Annotated in this window: 17 protein-coding genes; 16 read left to right on the top strand and 1 reads right to left on the bottom strand. The window is 69.1% G+C overall.

Going from position 1 to position 20,945, the window contains the following annotated elements; translation table 11 throughout:
- Positions 1 to 14 precede the first annotated feature (14 nt).
- From T9R20_RS10535 to T9R20_RS10510, 6 genes are all read left to right on the top strand, one after another.
- Positions 15 to 404, top strand: a complete 390-nt coding sequence (locus T9R20_RS10535; protein WP_322409268.1) for a hypothetical protein — start codon at positions 15 to 17, stop codon at positions 402 to 404.
- Positions 405 to 609: 205 nt separating this feature from the next.
- Entirely contained in the window at positions 610 to 2,064 is a 1,455-nt protein-coding gene (rpsA, locus tag T9R20_RS10530; protein ID WP_322409267.1) for a 30S ribosomal protein S1, read from the top strand.
- A 99-nt stretch (positions 2,065 to 2,163) separates the two neighbouring features.
- Positions 2,164 to 3,372, top strand: a complete 1,209-nt coding sequence (locus T9R20_RS10525; RefSeq protein WP_322409266.1) for an MFS transporter — start codon at positions 2,164 to 2,166, stop codon at positions 3,370 to 3,372.
- Positions 3,373 to 3,381: 9 nt separating this feature from the next.
- Positions 3,382 to 4,986, top strand: a complete 1,605-nt coding sequence (locus T9R20_RS10520) for an MFS transporter (protein ID WP_322409265.1) — start codon at positions 3,382 to 3,384, stop codon at positions 4,984 to 4,986.
- Positions 4,987 to 6,669 (top strand): sensor histidine kinase, encoded by a 1,683-nt coding sequence (locus tag T9R20_RS10515; RefSeq protein WP_322409264.1) that lies wholly within the window; start codon positions 4,987 to 4,989, stop codon positions 6,667 to 6,669.
- Positions 6,669 to 7,847: a hypothetical protein gene (locus T9R20_RS10510; RefSeq protein ID WP_322409263.1), complete on the top strand. Its 1,179-nt coding sequence runs from the start codon at positions 6,669 to 6,671 to the stop codon at positions 7,845 to 7,847. The genes T9R20_RS10515 and T9R20_RS10510 overlap by 1 nt, the downstream gene beginning before the upstream one ends.
- Before the next feature lie 3 nt (positions 7,848 to 7,850).
- Here the strand turns inward: T9R20_RS10510 and T9R20_RS10505 are convergent, their stop codons facing one another.
- Positions 7,851 to 8,222 (bottom strand): response regulator transcription factor, encoded by a 372-nt coding sequence (locus tag T9R20_RS10505; RefSeq protein ID WP_322409262.1) that lies wholly within the window; start codon positions 8,220 to 8,222, stop codon positions 7,851 to 7,853.
- A 108-nt stretch (positions 8,223 to 8,330) separates the two neighbouring features.
- On the opposite strand from T9R20_RS10505, the gene coaE reads away from it, so the two are divergent.
- The 10 genes from coaE to gap all read left to right on the top strand — a co-directional run bounded on the left by coaE (position 8,331) and on the right by gap (position 20,938).
- Entirely contained in the window at positions 8,331 to 8,942 is a 612-nt protein-coding gene (gene coaE, locus T9R20_RS10500) for a dephospho-CoA kinase (protein WP_322409261.1), read from the top strand.
- A 55-nt stretch (positions 8,943 to 8,997) separates the two neighbouring features.
- Positions 8,998 to 9,600, top strand: coding sequence for a hypothetical protein (locus T9R20_RS10495; protein WP_322409260.1), 603 nt, complete (start codon positions 8,998 to 9,000; stop codon positions 9,598 to 9,600).
- Positions 9,601 to 9,637: 37 nt separating this feature from the next.
- On the top strand, positions 9,638 to 11,716 hold the full coding sequence (uvrB, locus tag T9R20_RS10490) for an excinuclease ABC subunit UvrB (protein ID WP_322409259.1): 2,079 nt from the start codon (positions 9,638 to 9,640) through the stop codon (positions 11,714 to 11,716).
- Positions 11,709 to 12,146 carry a VOC family protein gene (locus T9R20_RS10485; protein WP_322409258.1) on the top strand — a complete coding sequence of 146 codons (438 nt, stop codon included), beginning with the start codon at positions 11,709 to 11,711 and terminating at the stop codon, positions 12,144 to 12,146. Before uvrB ends, T9R20_RS10485 begins: the two co-directional genes overlap by 8 nt.
- A 94-nt stretch (positions 12,147 to 12,240) precedes the next feature.
- The gene (gene uvrA, locus T9R20_RS10480) at positions 12,241 to 15,195 is read left to right on the top strand and encodes an excinuclease ABC subunit UvrA (protein WP_416182898.1); all 2,955 of its coding nucleotides are present in this window, start codon (positions 12,241 to 12,243) and stop codon (positions 15,193 to 15,195) included.
- Positions 15,196 to 15,202: 7 nt separating this feature from the next.
- On the top strand, positions 15,203 to 17,113 hold the full coding sequence (uvrC, locus tag T9R20_RS10475) for an excinuclease ABC subunit UvrC (RefSeq protein ID WP_322409257.1): 1,911 nt from the start codon (positions 15,203 to 15,205) through the stop codon (positions 17,111 to 17,113).
- Between the two features lie 25 nt (positions 17,114 to 17,138).
- On the top strand, positions 17,139 to 18,017 hold the full coding sequence (gene rapZ / locus T9R20_RS10470; RefSeq protein WP_322409256.1) for an RNase adapter RapZ: 879 nt from the start codon (positions 17,139 to 17,141) through the stop codon (positions 18,015 to 18,017).
- Between the two features lie 75 nt (positions 18,018 to 18,092).
- Positions 18,093 to 19,070: a DNA-binding protein WhiA gene (gene whiA / locus T9R20_RS10465; protein ID WP_322409255.1), complete on the top strand. Its 978-nt coding sequence runs from the start codon at positions 18,093 to 18,095 to the stop codon at positions 19,068 to 19,070.
- 119 nt (positions 19,071 to 19,189) lie between these two features.
- Positions 19,190 to 19,816, top strand: a complete 627-nt coding sequence (locus T9R20_RS10460; protein WP_322409254.1) for a superoxide dismutase — start codon at positions 19,190 to 19,192, stop codon at positions 19,814 to 19,816.
- Between the two features lie 111 nt (positions 19,817 to 19,927).
- Positions 19,928 to 20,938 carry a type I glyceraldehyde-3-phosphate dehydrogenase gene (gap, locus tag T9R20_RS10455; RefSeq protein ID WP_322409253.1) on the top strand — a complete coding sequence of 337 codons (1,011 nt, stop codon included), beginning with the start codon at positions 19,928 to 19,930 and terminating at the stop codon, positions 20,936 to 20,938.
- Positions 20,939 to 20,945: the final 7 nt, after the last annotated feature.

Raw genomic sequence — 20,945 nt, 5'->3', positions numbered from 1 at the left:
GCCATGGTGAGAGGATGCGCAGCCCGAAGCTCGTCCTCACCGTCCTCGGTACCCTCACCGCGGCGATCGCGCTCAGCGCCTGCGCACCCGGGGGAGCGAGTCCGGAGAACACCCCCGTGATCGCGCCGGTCACCGAGTCGGCGAACGACCTGCAGGGCGCGACGGTCGAGCTCGTCGTCGGCCAGGTGCTCAACATCAACACCGGCGACCTCGCCGTCGACAGCTACGAGGGGGAGGTTGCGGATCCGGCGGTGGCCGAATTCGTCCAGGGACGCGAGGAAGGCGACGCCACGTTCAACCCCGGGGTCCAGGCGGTCGCCGAGGGAACGACGACGGTCACCATGACCAACCAGGACGGGGGAATCCAGCCCCTGGAGTTCACCGTCGAGGTCTCCGCGGGCTGACGCACTCTGATAACCTGAAGTGTCACGCGTGTGACGGTTCCGCTGTGCCCGGGTTTGTGATCCAGGTCCGCGTGCGGGGCCGGTGCGCCGCTCTGACATCGTACGACCACAATCCGCTCCGCCTCGGGGTCGGGATTCGTCCGCGTTCGCGTGCGGATCCGGCAGCCAGGGCCCGAACACCACACCACCAAGGACAACCCACTACATGACTACCGCAACGACCGCCCCGGCCACCAAGCAGGTCGCGATCAACGACATCGGATCTGCCGAGGACTTCCTGGCCGCGGTCGAGAAGACCCTGAAGTTCTTCAACGACGGAGACCTCATCGAGGGCACCGTCGTGAAGATCGACCGCGACGAGGTGCTCCTCGACGTCGGCTACAAGACCGAGGGCGTCATCCCCTCGCGCGAGCTTTCGATCAAGCACGACGTCGACCCCAACGAGGTCGTGGGCGTCGGCGACCACGTCGAGGCGCTCGTCCTCCAGAAGGAGGACAAGGAAGGCCGCCTCATCCTGTCGAAGAAGCGTGCGCAGTACGAGCGCGCCTGGGGCGACGTGGAGAAGATCAAGGAGACCGACGGCGTGGTCACCGGTCAGGTGATCGAGGTCGTCAAGGGCGGCCTCATCGTCGACATCGGCCTGCGCGGGTTCCTTCCCGCCTCGCTCATCGAACTGCGCCGCGTCCGCGACCTGACCCCGTACCTGGGTCAGGAGATCGAGGCGAAGATCCTCGAGCTGGACAAGAACCGCAACAACGTCGTCCTCTCGCGTCGGGCCCTGCTCGAGCAGACGCAGTCCGAGTCGCGCACCACGTTCCTCAACAACCTGCACAAGGGCCAGGTCCGCAAGGGTACGGTGTCGTCGATCGTCAACTTCGGTGCCTTCGTCGACCTCGGCGGCGTGGACGGCCTCGTGCACGTGTCCGAGCTGTCGTGGAAGCACATCGAGCACGCCTCCGAGGTCGTCGAGGTGGGCCAGGAGGTCACCGTCGAGATCCTCGAGGTCGACCTCGACCGCGAGCGCGTCTCGCTGTCGCTGAAGGCGACGCAGGAGGACCCGTGGCAGGTCTTCGCCCGCACCCACGCGATCGGCCAGATCGCACCGGGCAAGGTCACCAAGCTCGTGCCGTTCGGTGCGTTCGTCCGCGTCGCGGACGGCATCGAGGGCCTCGTGCACATCTCCGAGCTGTCGGGCAAGCACGTCGAGCTCGCCGAGCAGGTCGTCTCGGTCGGTGAAGAGGTCTTCGTCAAGATCATCGACATCGACCTCGAGCGCCGCCGCATCTCGCTGTCGCTGAAGCAGGCCAACGAGTCGGTCGACCCCTACGGCACCGAGTTCGACCCGGCCCTCTACGGCATGGTCACCGAGTACGACGAGAACGGGGAGTACAAGTACCCCGAGGGCTTCGACCCGGAGACCAACCAGTGGAAGGAAGGCTTCGACGAGCAGCGCGAGGCCTGGGAGCAGGACTACGCCGCCGCACAGGCGCGCTGGGAGGCCCACAAGGCCGCCGTCGTCAAGGCCCTCGAGGCCGAGGCGAACGCGCCCGCGGTCGAGTCGACGGGCTCGTCCTCGTTCTCGTCCGACACCTCTGCCGGCGGAACGCTGGCCGACGACGAGGCGCTCGCCGCGCTTCGTGAGAAGCTGTCGGGTCGCTGATCCCGCACCACCCGCGCAGAGGGCCGGAACCCGCAAGGGTTCCGGCCCTCTGCCGTGTGTGAGCGGATCAGACGCGAAGGGTCGCGTAGCGTGCAGGCGATGAGCGACGCGACCGGGCACCTGCCGGGAAGTCGTGCGTACCGGCGCCTGCTCGTCGCCCTGTTCTTCGCCGGCATCGCCACCTTCGCTCAGCTGTATTCTCCCCAAGCGCTGCTGCCGCTCATCGCCGCCAACCTGCAGGTCTCGCCGCCGACCGCGTCTCTGTCGGTGTCTGCGACGACCCTCGGCCTGGCCGCCGCCGTCATCCCGTGGTCCATCGTCGCCGACCGTTTCGGTCGGGTGCCGGCCATGACGATCGGAATCTGCGCCGCAACGCTGCTCGGACTGCTGGCGCCCCTCTCGGGCGGTATCGGCGTGTTCCTCGCCGTGCGACTGACCGAGGGCGTGGCACTCGGTGCGATCCCCGCCATCGCCCTGGCGTACCTCAGTGAGGAGGTGGACGCCCGTCACACGGCAGCGGCGGCCGGAAGCTACATCGCCGGCACCACCGTGGGCGGGCTCTCCGGACGGCTCCTGTCGGGGCCCGTCGCCGACCTCGCCGAGTGGCGCACCGGTATGTGGGCCGTGGCGATCCTCTGCGCCGCCTCGGCGATCGTGTTCCTGTGCCTCGTCCCGCGCGCGCGGGGCTTCGTCGCGCATCGGCACCGACCGGCGAGGCGGCTGGGGGAGCGTCTCGCCGCCGTCGTGCGGACCCCGGCCCAGCTCGCGATCGACGCGCAGGGGTTCCTTCTCATGGGCGCCTTCGTCGCGGTGTTCAACTACCTCGGGTTCCATCTCGCCGAGCCGCCGTTCTCGCTGCCCGGGTGGCTGGCGACCCTGCTGTTCCTCTCCTACCTCGCCGGTACGGTCTCCTCTCCGTGGGCGGGTGCGCTGGCGGTGCGTCACGGCCGACTGCCCGTCCTCCTCGGCGGCATCGTGGCGATGCTGGCGGGCCTCGCGGCGTTGCTGACCCCCGCGACGGTGGTGGTGCTGCTCGGCCTCCTCGTCTTCACCGCGGGGTTCTTCGCCGCCCACGCGGTGGCCTCTGGGTGGGCGCCTGTAGCCGCCTCAGCGGACACCCGGGCGCAGGCGTCCTCGCTGTACTACCTCGCCTACTACGGAGGATCGAGCCTTTTCGGCTGGTGCCTCGGCTTCGTCTACGCCGGGCCGGGATGGACGGCTTTCGTCGGCGCGCTCGCGGTCCTGTGCACCACGGCAGCGGTGACCGCCGCCGTGGTGCTGCGCACCGCAGGGCGTGGGCATCGCTAAAGTGAGCGCGTGACTCAGACGCGGGAGGGCGGCGCAGGCCTCGGTACGGTGCCGCCCAGAGCGCCCCTCGTGCTGACCGCGCTGATCCTCGCGGCCCTCGTGTGCAACATCAATCTGGCAGCGGCCAACGTCGCCCTCCCCGATGTGGGCGACGCCTTCGGCGCGTCGCAGACCGCGCTGAACCTCGTGGCCGTCGGCTGCGGTCTGGGGCTCGCGATGTCGGTGCTGTACCTCGGAGCGCTCGCCGACCGTTACGGGCGCAAGCAGCTGCTCCTGCTCGGTCTCGCCCTCACGGTGGTGGCGAGCTTCCTGTCCGCGTTCTCTCCGTCGATCGAGATGCTCATCGCCGCGCGGATCTTCACCGGCATCGCGGCGGGTATGGCCTTCCCCACCACTCTGTCGCTCATCACCGCGCTGTGGGCGCAGGGCCCGAAGCGCACGGTGGCCATCGCCCTCTGGTCGGGCGTGAGCGCCACGGCGGCCGTGATCGGCTCCGTGCTGGCGGGCCTGCTGCTGACCATCTGGTGGTGGGGTTCGGCGTTTCTGCTGGCGGCGCCCATCGCGGCGACGGCTCTGGTGCTCGTGGCGATCGTCGTGCCCTCGCACGTCAAGGAGTCGGACGACCCCGTCGATCACCTCGGCGGGATCCTCGCGACCCTGGCGATCGCGGCGCTCGTCCTCGGCGTGAGCCTGGTCTTCGCGCCCGGCCAGACCGTGCTCGGACTGAGTCTGCTGGGCGCGACGGTGGTGCTCCTGGCTCTCTTCGCCTGGCGACAGGTCGCCGCGCGGCATCCGATCTACGAACTGAGGGTCGCCGGTCGTCGCATGTTCTGGGTGCCGGCCACCGGGGGCACGATCGTGTTCGGCTCGCTCATGGGGGCGATGTTCGTCGGACAGCAGTTCCTGCAGAACATCCTCGGGTACACCACCCTCGAAGCGGGACTCGCCGTCGTCCCGGCCGCGGTGGGTCTGCTCATCTGCGCGCCGCTCTCGGCCCGCCTGCTCACCGCCCGCGGGTCTCGCGCGACCATGCTGGTGGGCTACGCGCTCGTCCTGCTCGGATTCCTCACCACGCTCCTGTGGGGGGAGTCCACGCCGTACGTGCTCGTCGGCGCCGGCTTCCTCTTCATCGGCAGCGGCGCCGCCTTCGCGATGACCCCTGCATCGCGCGCGCTCACCGAGAGCACGCCGATCCGGCGGGTGGGGATGGCCTCGGCGACCTCCGACCTCCAGCGCGACCTCGGCGGCTCGATCATGCAGGCCCTTCTCGGCGCGGTCCTCGCCGCCGGGTTCGCCGCATCGTTCGCGCGCCAGATCGCCGCCTCGGCCGAGGCGCAGACGGTCAGCGCCGAGGTCACGCAGGCGCTCCAGGCCTCGTACGCCTCCGCGCTGCGGGTCGCGGAGCAGTACCCGCAGTACGCCACCCAGATCACGCAGGGCGCGACGCAGTCCCTCCTCGACGGCGCGTTCTTCGCATACCTCATCGGCGCCGTCGCGATCAGCATCGGTGCAGCGGTCGTGGCGATCTTCCTGCCCGGATTCGCCCGCGAGCAGGAGCTCGTCGCCGGCTACACGCGCGCGGACGACGCGTCCACGGCGGGGCGGACCTCGTAGATGGACGCCACCCCCGCCGCATCCGCCACCCGCTCGGCACCCGACACCCCGCGCTGGATCGACATCGTCCTCGCCGACCGCACCCGCGGGAGGTCGCCGGCGCTGACGCAGCTCCTCGTCGGTGCGCTCGTGCTCGCGGTGGCGATCGCCGTGATCGTGACCGACCTCGTCTCGACCATGCCCGTCTTCTTCGCCGGGGTCATCGGCGTCTTCGTCCTCACCGGGCTCGCCCTCGTGGTGCCGTGGGGGCGGATGTCTTCGTGGTGGCTGATCGCGATCCCGCTCGCCGACATCATCGCCGTGGGCGTGATGCGCGGTGCCGCACCGGCGCTCGGGACCGGTCTGCTGTTCATCTTCCCCGTCATGTGGCTCGCCACCGGTTTCGGACTCGTGGGGCTGATCTCGGGGGTGACGACGGCCATCGTCACCTACTGGGTGAGCGTCGCCGTGGGGCCGCCCTCGACCGCGGTCCTCAGTACGATCCTCCTTCCGATCGTGCTCATCGCCGTGGGCGCGACGTCCTACGTCGCAGCACGGCGCGCCGCGGCGCAGCGGATGCTGCTGGACAAGCAGGCCGCGCTGCTCCAGCAGACGGCGGAGCGGGCGCGCCGACAGGAGCAGCTCGTCACGGAGGTGCTCGATGCCGTCGACTTCGGGGTCATCCGCATCGACGAGTCCGGCGCGATCACCGTCACCAACGACGCCCACGCGCGTCTGCAGCAGGTGCTGGCCGATGTCGAGGGCGAGCATCGGCTGGAGGCCTATCGCACCGACCGCACGACGCCGCTGCCGCGCGAGGAGCTGCCGATCGAGCGGGCGCGACGAGGTGCGGTCTTTCAGGACGAGCGCGTGTGGTTCGGTGCGCCGGGCGGTCCGCAGCGGGCGCTGAGCTTCACCGCTCGCCGTCTCCTCGACGTGGAGGGGAGGGATGCCGGGGCGGTCGTGGTCTCGCGCGACGTGACCGTCGAGATGATGGCGGCGCGGGCGCGCGACGAGGTGATCTCGTCGGTGTCGCACGAGCTTCGGACGCCGCTGACCTCGATCCTCGGCTACATCGAGCTCGCCATCGACGATCCCGATATCCCGTCGCGGATCCGCTCCAACCTCCAGATCGCCGACCGCAACGCCGAGCAGCTGCTCGAGCTCGTCTCCGACGTGCTCACCGCGTCGGCGGCGGCGGACGATCGGGTCGAACTGGTCATGCAGCCCGAGGTCGTCGAGGTCTCCGAAGTCATCCGTGCGGCCGTCGAGTCGCTCGTCCTGCGCGCCGGGGAGCGCGGGGTCACCATCGACACCGCGCGCCTGCGGCCCGCCCACGCCTATGTCGACCCGCGGCGGCTCGCGCAGGTGGTCGACAATCTGCTGTCCAACGCTGTCAAGTACAACCGCGAGGGCGGACGGGTTTCCCTCCAGTCCGCCACCACGGGGCGGTGGACGGCGATCGTCGTGGAGGACACGGGGGTGGGGATGACGGAGGAGGACACCGATGCGCTCTTCCAGCGGTACTACCGAGGAGTCGCCGTCCGGTCCTCGACCGTCTCGGGTACCGGACTCGGCCTCGCGATCAGCCGCGACATCGTCCGCGCCCACGGCGGCGACATCACGGTGACGAGCGTCCTCGGGGTGGGGTCGACCTTCACCGTCACGCTCCCCGCCACCCGGCCCGGTGCGGGGGAGGTCTGATGCTCGCCGAACTCGACCTGGTGACGACCGCGGTGATGACGGCCCTCGTGGTCTTCGTCGCCGGCACGGTGTTCCTGCTCGAAACCGTTCTGCGCCGGGACGAAGCCGCGGGCCGGGTGTGGGCGCTCGGATTCCTGGGCGCAATCCTGACGTCCTTGCTCTATCTCGCCTGGGCGGCCGATCCCGAGGCGTTCTGGGCGGTGGTCGCCGGGAATGCGGCCTTCGTGGCGGGCACGGGCGCGATGTGGATCGCGTGCCGCCTCTACAACGGGCGGACCTATCGCACGGCGACGGCCGTCGTGCTCGGTCTCAGCGCCCTCGTGGCGGCGGCCACCGTCGTCGAGGCTCCCCTCGTCGGCGATTGGGCGGGCGCGACCTGGACGTTCGGTTCGCTCGTCGTCCTGGCCGCGGCGGCAGGAGTCGAGTGCTTCCGGGGCGTGCTCGGCGCGGCGCGGACGGCATGGGTGCTGGGAGGCGTGCTCCTGATCGAGGGAGCGTTCTTCCTCGCCCGGCTGGTGGCCTTCCTGGTGCTGGGGCCGGACGACCCGTTCTTCCAGGCCTGGTTCGGAAGCATCGCCGTCGGGATACTCACCGTCATCCTCATCGTCGTCGCCGTCATCGTGACGTCGGTTCTACGCGCCGGTCGGGCGGAGCTCCGCCACCAGCGGGTGCTCGCGGGCGCGGACGACATGGTCACCGGCATCCTCACGGAGGGCAGGTTCGGGGCGACGCTCGACTCGGTCGTCGCCCGCGCCGCCGTCCGAGGGGTCGCGCTCACCGTCATCGAGGTCCGGCTCGACGATCTCGCCCACATCGCCACCGCCTTCGGCGACGAGGCGCGGCGCGAGGCGATCACCGTGTGGCGCGAGGCGGTGCGCGCCCACGCCCCGCTGTTCTCGGTGATGGGCGAGGACGGCGAGGGCGGGATCGTGCTCGTCACGGCCGCGTCCTCGCCCAGCGCCGCGCGGCGAGAGGCCATGACCCTGTATCGCGGGAGTTTCGACGCGCTCGGCCAGCTCTCCGGGGTGGGTCTTCCCGTCGTCGGCGTCGGGGTGGCGCTGACCGACGTGGTGGGCTACGACGCCGGCACGCTCCTGCGCGTCGCGCGACGCAGCGCGGTGAGCGGCTTCTCGAGTGCCGACTCCGCCGTCGTGGTCGCCCGCAGCGCAGACGCCTGAGGCCTACTCGGGTCGACGCGCCGTCGACAGCGCTTCGATGCGGGCGCGGAGCTCGCGAGGGCGGAAGGGCTTGCGCAGATACTCGTCGGCGCCGGCGTCCAGCCCCTGCTGCGCATCGGACTCCTGCACGAACGCCGTGATCATGATGATGTGGGTGCGACTGAACGTCCGGATGCGTCGCGCGGTCTCGTACCCGTCGATGCCGGGCATGCTGATGTCGAGGGTCACCACCTCGGGCTCGACACGGCGCACCACCTCCACGCCGTCGACTCCGTTGTCGGCGGTGTGGACGGAGTAACCCGCCGATTCCAGCACGAGGGAGATGAGCGACCGGATGTCGGCCTCATCTTCGATCACGACGGCTGACTGTGGCACCGCGCTGCCTCGCTCGCTTCGGCCGCGTTCGGGGGTGCGTCCGATCCGCCCATTCTAGAGCGTGCGGGCTCCCGGCGCCGGATGTCTTCGACATGGCATGCTCGATGCATGCCACTGCTCGCGCTGACCGGCGGGATCGCCTCGGGAAAGTCGACCATCGCCCGCCGGCTGGCCGAACACGGCGCCGTCGTCGTCGATGCGGACGCGATCGTCCGCGACGTCCAGCAGCCGGGGTCGGCCGTCCTCGACGCGTTGGCCGGGGAATTCGGCGACGACATCATCCGCGAGGACGGCAGCCTCGACCGAGGGGCCCTCGCCGGCCGCACGTTCGGCGATCCGGCCGCCGTTCGGCGCATGAACGCCATCGTGCACCCCGCGGTGCGCGCCGAGTCGGCCCGTCGGTTCGCGGCGGCCCTCGCCTCGGACCCGGACGCGGTGATCGTCTACGACGTCCCCCTCCTGGCGGAGACGCGCGCCGACGACCCGTGGGACCTGATCATCGTCGCCCACGCTCCTGCCGCGATCCGGCGGCAGCGGCTGATCGACCTCCGTGGCTTCACCGAGGCGGACGCGCAGGCCCGCATCGCCGCGCAGGTCTCGGACGAAGCCCGCCTCGCGCTCGCCGACGTCGTCGTCGACACCGCGGCCCCGCTGGCGGACACCCTGGCCCAGGTCGATCGCCTCTGGCAGGATCTGCCCCGGGTGATCGCGCAGAAATAGGCCGCGTACCGCTGAGTTCGGCGTACCCTGTCGCTACCGATCAGAAGGAGCCGACATGGGTGTGCTCTCGAGATTCCGTCGGCGGCGGAAGACGCCGTATCGCGCGGTCACCGAGGAGGAGCAGATCTCGCGATACGTGTATCTGCTGAACACGCTTCCGGCATCGGTCATCGAGAGCGCGCACGCCTCGGCGTTCCGCGATATCCCCCTCGAGCGCCGCCGGGAGATGCTCGAACAACTCCGTCCCTTCCTCCACGACGACGAGAGGAGCGACGCCCAGGCGGATCCCGGCCTCATCGCCAGACTCGTCCGTCGTGCGGAGCAGCATCGGAGGGAGCGGGCGGACGGTCGGGTCGTCGCCGAGGCCGACGACCCGAAGGAGGCGGCCGATCCGCGATCGATCCTGATGAGCGCCGGAGTCATGACGGTCGTCGCGCAGAACTTCCTCCTCACGCAGGCGGTCACCGCCTACTTCACCGTCGGGGCGGGCTCGCTCATGCTCGCCGATCAGCCGGGATGGCTCGTCGACACCGTCGATCCGGCGGCGGCGTCATCCGTCGACGCAGGAGGGTACGTCGGCGATGTCGGCGCCGGCGGCTTCGACGGCGGAGGTTTCGGCGGCATGGACGCGGGCGGATTCGGCGGCGGTTTCGGCTGACGGACCGGATGTCGGAGGGCGCGCCTACCCTGGAACCGTGCAGACCACCAGAAGCGTCCGACCCTTCGAGGTCGTCAGCGAGTACCAGCCCTCCGGCGACCAGCCGCAGGCGATCGCCGACCTCGCCGCCCGTATCAACGCCGGCGAGACCGATGTCGTGCTGCTCGGCGCGACCGGAACGGGCAAGTCGGCGACGACCGCCTGGCTGATCGAGGCCGTGCAGCGTCCGACCCTGGTGCTCGCGCACAACAAGACCCTCGCCGCGCAGCTGGCCAACGAGTTCCGCGATCTCATGCCGCACAACGCCGTCGAGTACTTCGTGTCGTACTACGACTACTACCAGCCCGAGGCGTACGTGCCGCAGACGGACACCTTCATCGAGAAGGACTCGTCCATCAACGCCGAGGTCGAGCGGCTGCGCCACTCGACGACGAACTCGCTGCTGTCGCGTCGCGACGTCGTGGTGGTCTCGACCGTGTCGTGCATCTACGGCCTGGGGGCGCCCGAGGAGTACCTGCGGGCGATGGTCGCGCTGCAGGTGGGGGAGGTGTACGACCGCGATGCCCTCATCCGCAAGTTCATCTCCATGCAGTACAACCGCAACGACGTCGACTTCTCCCGCGGCAACTTCCGCGTCCGCGGCGACACGATCGAGATTATCCCGGTGTACGAGGAGTACGCCATCCGCATCGAGATGTTCGGCGACGAGATCGAAGCGCTGTACATGCTGCACCCCCTCACGGGCGACGTCGTGCAGCGCATGGAGTCCGTGCCGATCTTCCCCGCCTCGCACTACGTGGCGGGCACCGAGACGGTGCAGCGGGCGATCGGCACCATCGAGCACGAGCTCGCCGAGCGACTGAAGGAACTGGAGTCGCAGAACAAGCTCCTCGAAGCGCAGCGCCTGCGGATGCGCACCACCTTCGATCTCGAGATGCTCCAGCAGCTGGGGTTCTGCTCGGGCATCGAGAACTACTCCCGCCATCTGGACGGACGGATGCCGGGGGAGCCGCCGCACACGCTGCTGGACTTCTTCCCCGATGACTTCCTGATGGTCATCGACGAGTCGCACGTGACGGTCCCCCAGATCGGGGCGATGTACGAGGGCGACGCCTCACGCAAGCGCACGCTGGTCGAGCACGGATTCCGCCTGCCCAGCGCCCTGGACAACCGGCCGCTGCGCTGGGACGAGTTCAAGGAGCGGATCGGTCAGACCGTCTACCTCTCGGCGACACCTGGCCGTTACGAGATGGGGATCGCCGACGGCATCGTCGAGCAGATCATCCGCCCGACCGGTCTGATCGACCCGCAGATCGTCGTCAAACCGTCCAAGGGCCAGATCGACGACCTGCTCGAGGAGATCCGGCTGCGGGTGGAGCGTGACGAGCGCGTGCTGGTGACGACCCTGACGAAGAAGATGGCCGAGGAGCTCACCGACTTCCTCGGCGAACACGGCGTGCGCGTGCGCTACCTGCATTCCGACGTCGACACCCTGCGGCGGGTGGAGCTGCTCACCGAGCTGCGCGCCGGTGTCTACGACGTGCTGGTGGGCATCAACCTCCTCCGCGAGGGTCTCGACCTGCCGGAGGTGTCGCTCGTGTCGATCCTGGATGCCGACAAGGAGGGCTTCCTCCGATCGGGCACCTCCCTCATCCAGACCATCGGTCGTGCGGCGCGAAACGTCTCGGGAGAGGTGCACATGTACGCCGACACCATCACCGACTCCATGCGCAACGCCATCGACGAGACCAACCGTCGGCGTGACAAGCAGATCGCGTACAACCTCGAGCACGGCATCGATCCGCAGCCCCTGCGCAAGCGCATCGCCGACATCACCGAGGTGCTCGCTCGCGAGGCGGACGACACCAAGGCGATGCTGAACCGGAAGGACTCGCGGGTGAAGTCGGGGAAGGGCAAGTCGCCCACCCCGCAGCTGCGGCGTGAGGGGATCGCGGCCGAGGGCGCCGAGCAGTTGGAGGCGACGATCGCCGACCTCTCCGGCCAGATGCTGGCCGCGGCGGGGGAGCTGAAGTTCGAGCTCGCGGCACGCCTCCGCGACGAGGTGCAGGACCTCAAGAAAGAACTCCGCGCGATGGAGCGGGCCGGTCATGCCTGACGTCGCGATGGCGCAGCGGATCAGCCTCATCACCCTCGGCGTCGCCGACCTCGATCGGGCCCTGGGGTTCTACCGTGCGCTGGGGTGGTCGCCGCACGCGCAGTCGATCGACGGTGTCGTCGCCTTCTTTCCACTCGACGGGTTCGTCTTCGCGCTGTGGGGGAGGGCGGAGCTCGCCGAGGATTCCGGCGTCGACGACGCCGGCGGATGGGGCGGGGTGACTCTCGCTCACAACCTGGCATCCCCCGACGAGGTCGATGCCCTCCTCAGCGCGGCCGCAGGAGCGGGGGCCCGGATCAGCCGTCCGGCGGGGCCGACCCCCTGGGGCGGCTATTCGGGGGTCTTCGTCGATCCGGACGGGCACCCGTGGGAGGTCGCGCACAACCCCGGGTGGCGGCTGAACGCCGAGGGGCGGGTGTCGATCGGCTGAGAGGATCGGGTCTCGGGTCTCGGGTCTCGGGTCTCGGGTCTCGCTCGGCGCGAACTCCGAACCTCGTGTCGGAGCCCCCACCTACACTTGACGGGTGCCCATCGTTCCCGTCGCCCTGCCCGGTTCCTCCGCTTCTGCAAGCCTTCCGACCGGCTCCGCATCCGGCGGAAATCCGGCGTTCGCGCCCTCCGGCAAGCTGAGCGTCCGCGGCGCCCGCGTCCACAATCTGAAGGACGTCGACCTCGACATCCCGCGCGACTCGCTCGTCGTCTTCACCGGTCTGTCCGGGTCGGGCAAGTCCAGCCTGGCCTTCGACACGATCTTCGCCGAAGGTCAGCGCCGATACGTCGAATCGCTCAGCGCGTACGCCCGCCAGTTCCTGGGTCAGGTCGATCGACCCGACGTCGATTTCATCGAGGGCTTGAGCCCCGCCGTCTCGATCGATCAGAAGTCGACCAACCGCAACCCCCGGTCGACGGTGGGGACGATCACCGAGATCCACGACTACATGCGCCTGCTCTGGGCCCGCATCGGCATCCCGCATTGCCCCGAGTGCGGCGAGGTCATTCAGCGGCAGACCGTGCAGCAGATCGCGGACCAGCTGATGGAACTCCCCGAGCGCACCCGATATCAGATCGTCGCGCCTGTGGTCTCGCAGAAGAAGGGGGAATTCGTCGACCTCTTCAAGGAGCTGAGCGCGAAGGGCTACTCGCGCGCCATCGTGGACGGCGAGATGGTGCAGCTCGCCGATGCCCCGGCGTTGAAGAAGAGCTACAAGCACGACATCGCGGTGGTCGTCGACCGGCTGGTCGCGAGCCCCGACATCCTCTCCCGCGTCACCGATTCGGTGGAGACGGCACTGGGCCTTGCGGGCGGGGTCATGCAGGTCAATTTCGTCGACCGTGAGGGAGACGATGCCTGGCAGTCCTTCTCCGAGAAGCTCGCGTGCCCGAACGGGCATCCGCTGCAGCTGACCGAGATCGAGCCCCGCACGTTCTCCTTCAACGCGCCGTTCGGTGCCTGTCCGGCGTGCTCGGGTCTGGGCACGCGCATGTCGGTGGACGTCGAGCTCATGATCGGCGACGAAGACCTCTCGATCCGCGAGGGGGTGCTGATCCCGTGGACGACCCAGGGCAAGGGGCTCTTCCAGTATTACGAGCGGCTGCTCGAGGGGCTCGCACGGGATCTGGACTTCTCGCTGGACACTCCCTGGCGGAAGCTGCCCGCCGATATCAAGGACGCGGTCCTGCGCGGGGAGAACTACAAGGTCACCGTGCGTTGGAAGAACCGGTACGGACGGGAGATGCGGTACTCGTCCGGCTTCGAGGGCGTCGTGCCCTACATCGAGCGGCAGTACCTGCAGGCCGAGTCCGACACGCAGCGGCAGCGCTGGGCCGAGTTCCTGCGCGAGGTTCCCTGCCCGGTCTGCGACGGCGCGCGGCTGAAGCCCGAAGTCCTCGCGGTGCAGGTGCACGGGCATTCCATCGCCGACGCCTCACGGCTGAGCCTGGGCGACGCCCACGCGTTCTTCGCCGACCTCCAGCTCACCCCGCGGGAGGCGAAGATCGCCGCACAGGTGCTGCGCGAGATCCGGCTCCGGCTGGACTTCCTCATCCAGGTGGGCCTGAACTACCTCAACCTCAGCCGCTCGGCCGGCTCGCTGTCGGGCGGGGAGGCGCAGCGCATCCGCCTCGCCACCCAGATCGGCTCGGGTCTGACCGGCGTGCTGTACGTCCTCGACGAGCCCTCGATCGGCCTTCACCAGCGCGACAACCGTCGCCTGATCGAGACGCTCGTCAAGCTCCGCGACCTCGGCAACACCCTCATCGTCGTCGAACACGACGAAGAGACGATCCACGCGGCCGACTGGATCGTCGACATCGGTCCCCGCGCGGGCGTCGACGGTGGCGAGGTGGTGCACTCCGGTCCCCTGGACGCGCTCCTGGCCGACGCGCAGTCCATCACCGGCGACTACCTGTCCGGCCGCCGTTCCATCCCGACTCCGAAGAAGCGGCGCCGCATCGATCGCTCACGCAAGATCAGCGTGGTCGGCGCCCGGGCGAACAACCTCCGCAACGTCACCGTCGACTTCCCTCTCGGGGTGCTGACGGCGGTGACCGGGGTCAGCGGGTCTGGCAAGTCGTCGCTGGTCAACGACATCCTCTACCAGGTCCTGGCGTCCCGCCTCAACGGTGCGCGCACCGTCCCGGGGAAGCACACACGGGTCACCGGGCTGGACAACCTCGACAAGGTCGTCCACGTCGACCAGGCGCCCATCGGTCGCACCCCTCGCTCGAACCCCGCCACCTACACCGGTGTGTTCGATCGCATCCGGACCCTCTTCAGCGACACCCCCGAGGCGAAGGCCCGGGGCTATCAGCCGGGCCGGTTCAGCTTCAACGTCAAGGGCGGCCGGTGCGAGGCATGCTCGGGTGATGGCACGATCAAGATCGAGATGAACTTCCTCCCCGACGTCTACGTCGACTGCGAGGTCTGCCACGGCAAGCGCTACAACCGCGACACCCTCTCGGTGCACTACAAGGGCAAGAACATCGCCGAGGTGCTCGAGATGCCGATCTCCGAGGCTGCGGAGTTCTTCGAGCCGATCCAGGCGATCCACCGCTACCTGAAGACCCTCGTCGACGTGGGGCTCGGCTACGTCCGGCTGGGGCAGTCGGCGACGACGCTCTCCGGCGGCGAGGCGCAGCGCGTCAAGCTCGCGACCGAGCTGCAGCGCCGCAGCAACGGTCGCAGCATCTACGTGCTCGACGAGCCGACGACGGGCCTGCACTTCGAAGACGTGAGGCGGCTGCTCGAGGTTCTGAACGGACTGGTCGACAAGGGCAACTCGGTCATCGTGATCGAGCACAACCTCGACGTCATCAAGTCCGCCGACTGGGTGATCGACCTTGGGCCCGAGGGCGGATCGGGCGGGGGTCAGGTGATCGCCACCGGCACGCCCGAGCAGGTCGCGCGCGTCGAGGAGAGCCACACCGGTGCCTTCCTCGCCGAGGTGCTCGGCGAGTCGGCGGTCCGCAAGGCCGGCTGAGTCGGTCATGACGACCACGGAACGAGCTTCCCGACGCAGCAGGCCGCAGCTGTCCTACCGTCCCAAGGCCGGCGAGATCCCCACGAACCCGGGGGTGTACCGGTTCCGCGATGCACAGGGCAGGGTGCTGTACGTCGGCAAGGCGAAGAATCTCCGCGCGCGCCTGTCGAACTATTTCGCCCCGCTGCACACCCTTCACGAGCGCACCCGACGGATGGTGACCACCGCAACCTCGGTGGAGTGGACGGTGGTGGCCACCGACGTCGACTCGCTGCAGCTGGAGTACCAGTGGATCAAGGAGTTCGACCCGCCCTTCAACGTCCGCTATCGCGACGACAAGTCCTACCCCTTCATGGCCATCACCCTCGGTGACGAGGCCCCGCGGGTGATGGTCACGCGCAACCATCGGATCTCAGGCGCGAAGTACTTCGGTCCGTACCCAAAGGTGTGGGCGGTGCACGACACCATCGACCTCCTCATCAAGGTCTTCCCGATCCGCACCTGCAGCGACGCCTCCTACAAGAAGGCGATGGCGTCGGGACGCCCGTGCTTCCCCGGTCAGATCGGGCGCTGCGGGGGTCCCTGCTCGATGAGAGTCACCATCGAGGAGCACCGGGCGATCGTCGAGGACTTCGTCGCCTTCATGGCGGGGGGAGACCAACGGTTCACGCGTGAGATGACCGCGCGGATGAACGAGGCCTCGGCGGCGATGGACTACGAATCCGCCGCGGTCTACCGCGACAAGCTTCAGGCGATCGACGCCGTGCTCAAGCGCAGTGCGCTCGTCCTGCCCGCCGACACCGACGCCGACCTGTTCGGCATCGCCGAGGACGAGCTCGCCGCCGCCGTCCAGCACTTCGTGGTCCGCGGTGGCCGTGTCCGCGGTGTCCGGGCGACGACGATCGAGAAGGAGATCGACATCTCCGGCGCAGACCTCGTCGATCAGGTCCTCCAGCGCACCTACGGCGACGCTGCGGCCGGCGACATCCCTCGCCAGGTGCTCGTTCCCGAGCTGCCCGACGATGCCGACGAGCTGGAGCAGTGGCTGCAGGACAGGCGCGGCAAGCGCGTCTCGATCGGTGTCGCGCAGAGGGGGCAGAAAGCGGAGCTGATGAAGACGGCGACGTTGAACGCCCAGCAGGCGCTGATGCTCCACAAGACGCGACGCACGAGCGATTACGTGGCGCGGACCCAGGCGCTCACCGATCTGCAGGAAGCGCTCGGACTGGAGGAGGCGCCGCTGCGGATCGAGTGCTACGACGTCTCCCACCTCGGCGGGACGAACGTCGTGGCCTCCATGGTCGTGTTCGAAGACGGACTGCCTCGCAAGGATCAGTACCGTTCCTTCAAGGTCGAGCAGACCTCGGATGACACCGACTCTCTCTACCAGGTGCTGACGCGGCGCCTGGCCTACCTCGATCGGCCCGAGGAGCAGGAGGAGGCGGGAGAGGACGGCGCTGTCGTGCGCAAACGTCCCCGCTTCGCCTATCCGCCCCAGCTCCTCCTGGTCGACGGCGGGATGCCGCAGGTCTCGGCCGCCGCACGCGCCCTCGCCGACGCCGGGCACTCCGAGATCGCGCTGGCGGGCATCGCCAAGCGCCTCGAGGAGGTCTGGCTCCCCGGCGACGACTTCCCCGTCATCCTGCCGCGCACGAGCGAGGCCCTGTACCTGCTCCAGCGCCTGCGCGACGAGGCCCACCGCTTCGCCATCAGACATCAGCGCGGTCGTCGCCGCCGCGACATCCAGTCCGTCCTGACGGACGTGCCCGGTCTCGGCGAGGCGCGCATCCGCGCGCTGCTGCGTCATTTCGGTTCCGTCACCGCGTTGAAGAAGGCGACGCCTGAGGAGATCACCGCGCTTCCCGGCGTGGGCCCGAAGCTCGCCGCCGCGATCGTCGATCACCTCGCGGATGGGTAACCTGGATCCGAGGACGGGGGAGAGCATGGCCGACGAACACGCGACGCCCGGTGAGATGCTCATCCTGTCGGGGATGTCGGGCGCCGGCCGATCGACGGCCGCGAACGCCCTCGAAGACCTCGAGTGGTACGTCGTCGACAACCTGCCCCCGCAGATGTTGAAGCCGCTGCTGGATCTGACCGAGCTCGCCGCCCATGCGCTCCCGAAGGTGGCCGTGGTGGTCGATGTCCGCGGCCGGAACCTCTTCGCCGAGCTTCCGCAGGCGCTTCACGAGCTCCGCGATCGCCGTCAGCTCCGGGTGATCTTCCTCGATGCCTCCGACGAGGTTCTGGTGCGGCGTTTCGAAGCGGTGCGTCGTCCCCATCCGCTGCAGGGCGACGGCACGATCCTCGACGGGATCCGGCGCGAACGCCAGCGCCTGGCCGCCATCCGCGAGAACGCCGATCTCATCATCGACACCTCCCGGTTCAACGTTCACCAGCTGGCGACCCACATGGTCGACCTGTTCTCCGAGGAGGGCGCGGCGCGCCACGTGGTGACGGTCATGAGCTTCGGGTTCAAGTACGGCCTCCCCCCGGACGCCGACCTCGTCGCGGACATGCGGTTCCTCCCCAACCCCTACTGGAACGAGGAGCTCCGGTCGCTCACCGGCGTCGACGAGCGCGTGCGCGACTACGTCCTCGAACAGGAGGGGGCGGTGGCGTTCATCGACGCCTACGCCACCGCGCTCCGGCCCGTCCTCGAGGGTTATCAGCGGGAGAACAAGCGGCACTCCGTCGTGGCGATCGGCTGCACCGGCGGCAAGCACCGCTCGGTCGTGATGGCCCGTGAACTCGCTGCCCGGCTGCCGGAGGTGGCGGGCGTCGCCGTCCGGGTGAAGGATCGCGACCTCGGACGCGAGTAGCGGGGACCGTGGTCGTGGTCGGCGGAGCGCCCGAGTAGGCTGGAGCGTCCCTCTGACCGACGCTTGAGGAGTCCCGTGTCGCTGACCGCCGAGGTGAAAGCCGAATTGACCGCTGTCCGCGACCCGCGGCCGACGGCCCGAGTGGCTGAACTGACGTCGCTGCTGAGGTTCGCAGGCGGTCTGCACTCCATCGCCAATCGGGTCGCGGTCGAGGCCGAGGTCGACACCGAGGCTCTCGCGCGTCGCGTCGCGCGTGATCTCATCGAGTTGTACGGCGTGCGTCCCGAACTCGTCCACGTCCACGGCTCGGGAGCGCGCAACGGCAGCCACTACGCCGTGCGGGTGATCGAAGGCGGCGAGACCCTCGCGCGCCAGACCGGTCTGCTCGATCAGCGTCGCCGGCCTGTCCGCGGACTTCCGAACCGGCTCACCACCGGCGCACGCCCCGACCTCGCCGCCATCTGGCGCGGCGCCTTCCTCGGCGCCGGCGCACTCAGCGAGCCCGGGCGATCCGCGGCGCTGGAGATCAGCTGCCCCGCCTCGGAGGCCGCCATGGCACTCGTGGGCGCCGCGCACCGCCTGGGCATCCCGGCGAAGGCGCGCGAAGTCCGCGGCATCCCCCGCGTGGTCGTCCGCGAGGGCGAGGGCATCCGTGTCGCCTTGGCCGAGATGGGTGCCGCCCGGGCGGCCGCGCAGTGGGATCAGCTCCGGCAGCGGCGCGAGGTCCGCGCGGGCGTGAACCGACTGGTGAACTTCGACGACGCGAACCTCCGCCGCTCCGCACAGGCAGCGGTGGCCGCCTGTGCGCGCGTCGAGCGGGCGCTGGAGATTCTGGGCGAAGAGGTGCCCGAGCATCTTCGCCAGGCAGGCGAGCTGCGCCTGGCGCATCGCGACGCCAGCCTCGACGAGCTCGGCCACCACGCCGACCCGCCGCTGACCAAGGACGCCGTCGCCGGTCGCATCCGCCGGCTGCTCGCGATGGCCGACAAGAAGGCGGAGACCGAGGGAATCCCCGGCACCGAGTCGGCCGTTCCCGCCGGCGTGGAGGACTGATACAGCGTCTGCCCGCGGGGAACAAGCCCGGAGGGGTTTTGTTGGCTCTCAGTAGGATGAAATCCGTCACCCTCGCTGCGCCGGGGAGCCTCGGCGCGCGCCGATAGGAAGAAGAGAACATGGCGAAGTACACCTTGCCCGACCTCCCCTACGACTACTCCGCGCTGGAGCCGCACATCAGCGGCAAGATCATGCAGCTGCATCACGACAAGCACCACCAGGCGTACGTCACCGGCGCGAACACCGCGCTCGAGCAGCTCGCCGAGGCGCGCGAGAGCGGCAACCTGGCGAATGTGAACAAGCTGGAGAAGGACCTCGCGTTCAACCTCGGCGGCCACGTCAACCACTCCATCTTCTGGACGAACCTCTCCCCGGAGGGTGGCGGTCAGCCCGAGGGTGAGCTCGCCGCGGCGATCACCGAGTTCTTCGGCTCGTTCGAGAAGTTCCAGGCGCACTTCACCGCAGCCGCCACCGGCATCCAGGGGTCGGGGTGGGCCGTGCTCAGCTGGGACCCGATCAGCGAGCAGCTCATCATCCAGCAGCTGTTCGACCAGCAGGCGAACACCGCTCAGGGCACCGTCCCGATCTTCCAGCTGGACATGTGGGAGCACGCGTTCTACCTCGACTACCTCAACGTCAAGGCCGACTACGTCAAGGCCGTGTGGAACATCGCCAACTGGCAGAACGTCGCGCAGCGCCTCGACGCCGCCCGTGAGAAGACCGCGGGCCTGCTGGTACTGTCATAGCAAGCGCGGCGTCCCAGCGGGATCGCCCGCTGGGACGCCGTTGTTCCATTCCTTTCCTCACCTTCGCAACCCCTCGCGCTCGCGCGCACGACACATCAGGAGTCCTCTCTCGTGGCTGTCAAGATCGGAATCAACGGCTTCGGCCGCATCGGACGCAACTACCTTCGCGCGGCACTCGCGCAGGGCGCTGACCTCGACATCGTCGCGGTCAACGACCTCACCGACAACAAGACCCTCGCGCACCTGCTGAAGTACGACTCGGTCGGCGGTGTGCTCGACGCAGAGGTGTCGTACACCGAGGATTCCATCACCGTCGGCGACAAGACCATCAAGGTCTTCGAGGAGCGCGACCCCGCCAACCTCCCCTGGGGCGAGCTGGGCGTCGACATCGTCATCGAGTCCACCGGTCGCTTCACCAAGGCGGAGGACGCCAAGAAGCACATCGCCGGCGGCGCCAAGAAGGTGCTCATCTCCGCCCCCGCCACCGGTGACGACGCCACGATCGTCATGGGCGTGAACGAGGAGACGTACGACCCGGCGTCGGACGTCATCATCTCCAACGCCTCCTGCACCACGAACTGCCTCGCTCCGCTCGCGAAGGTCTTCAACGACGCCTTCGGCATCGAGCGCGGCTTCATGATGACCGCTCACGCCTACACCGCAGACCAGAACCTGCAGGACGGCCCCCACGGCGACCTGCGTCGCGCCCGTGGCGCGGCGATCAACATCGTCCCGGCATCCACCGGCGCGGCCAAGGCCATCGGCCTCGTCCTGCCCGAGCTCAACGGCAAGCTGAGCGGCTCGTCCTACCGCGTTCCCGTTCCGACGGGCTCGATCGTCGACCTCACGATCGTCACCCCGACCGAGGGCCTCACGGTCGACCAGATCAACGCCGCCTACAAGGCCGCCGCCGCCGAGGGACGCCTCGCGGGGATCCTCGAGTACACCGAGGACCCGATCGTCTCCAGCGACATCCAGGGCAACCCGCACTCGTCGATCTTCGACGCGGAACTGACGAACGTCAGTGGCAACCTGGTCAAGGTCTCGGCGTGGTACGACAACGAGTGGGGCTACTCCAACCGGCTCGTCGACCTCACCGAGTACGTGGCCGAGCGTCTCTGAGTCGACG

This window comes from Microbacterium invictum (assembly GCF_034421375.1).
GTDB lineage: Bacteria > Actinomycetota > Actinomycetes > Actinomycetales > Microbacteriaceae > Microbacterium > Microbacterium invictum_A.
The sequence above is the reverse complement of the archived record's forward strand: the minus strand, read 5'-3'. Positions and strand labels throughout refer to the sequence as shown.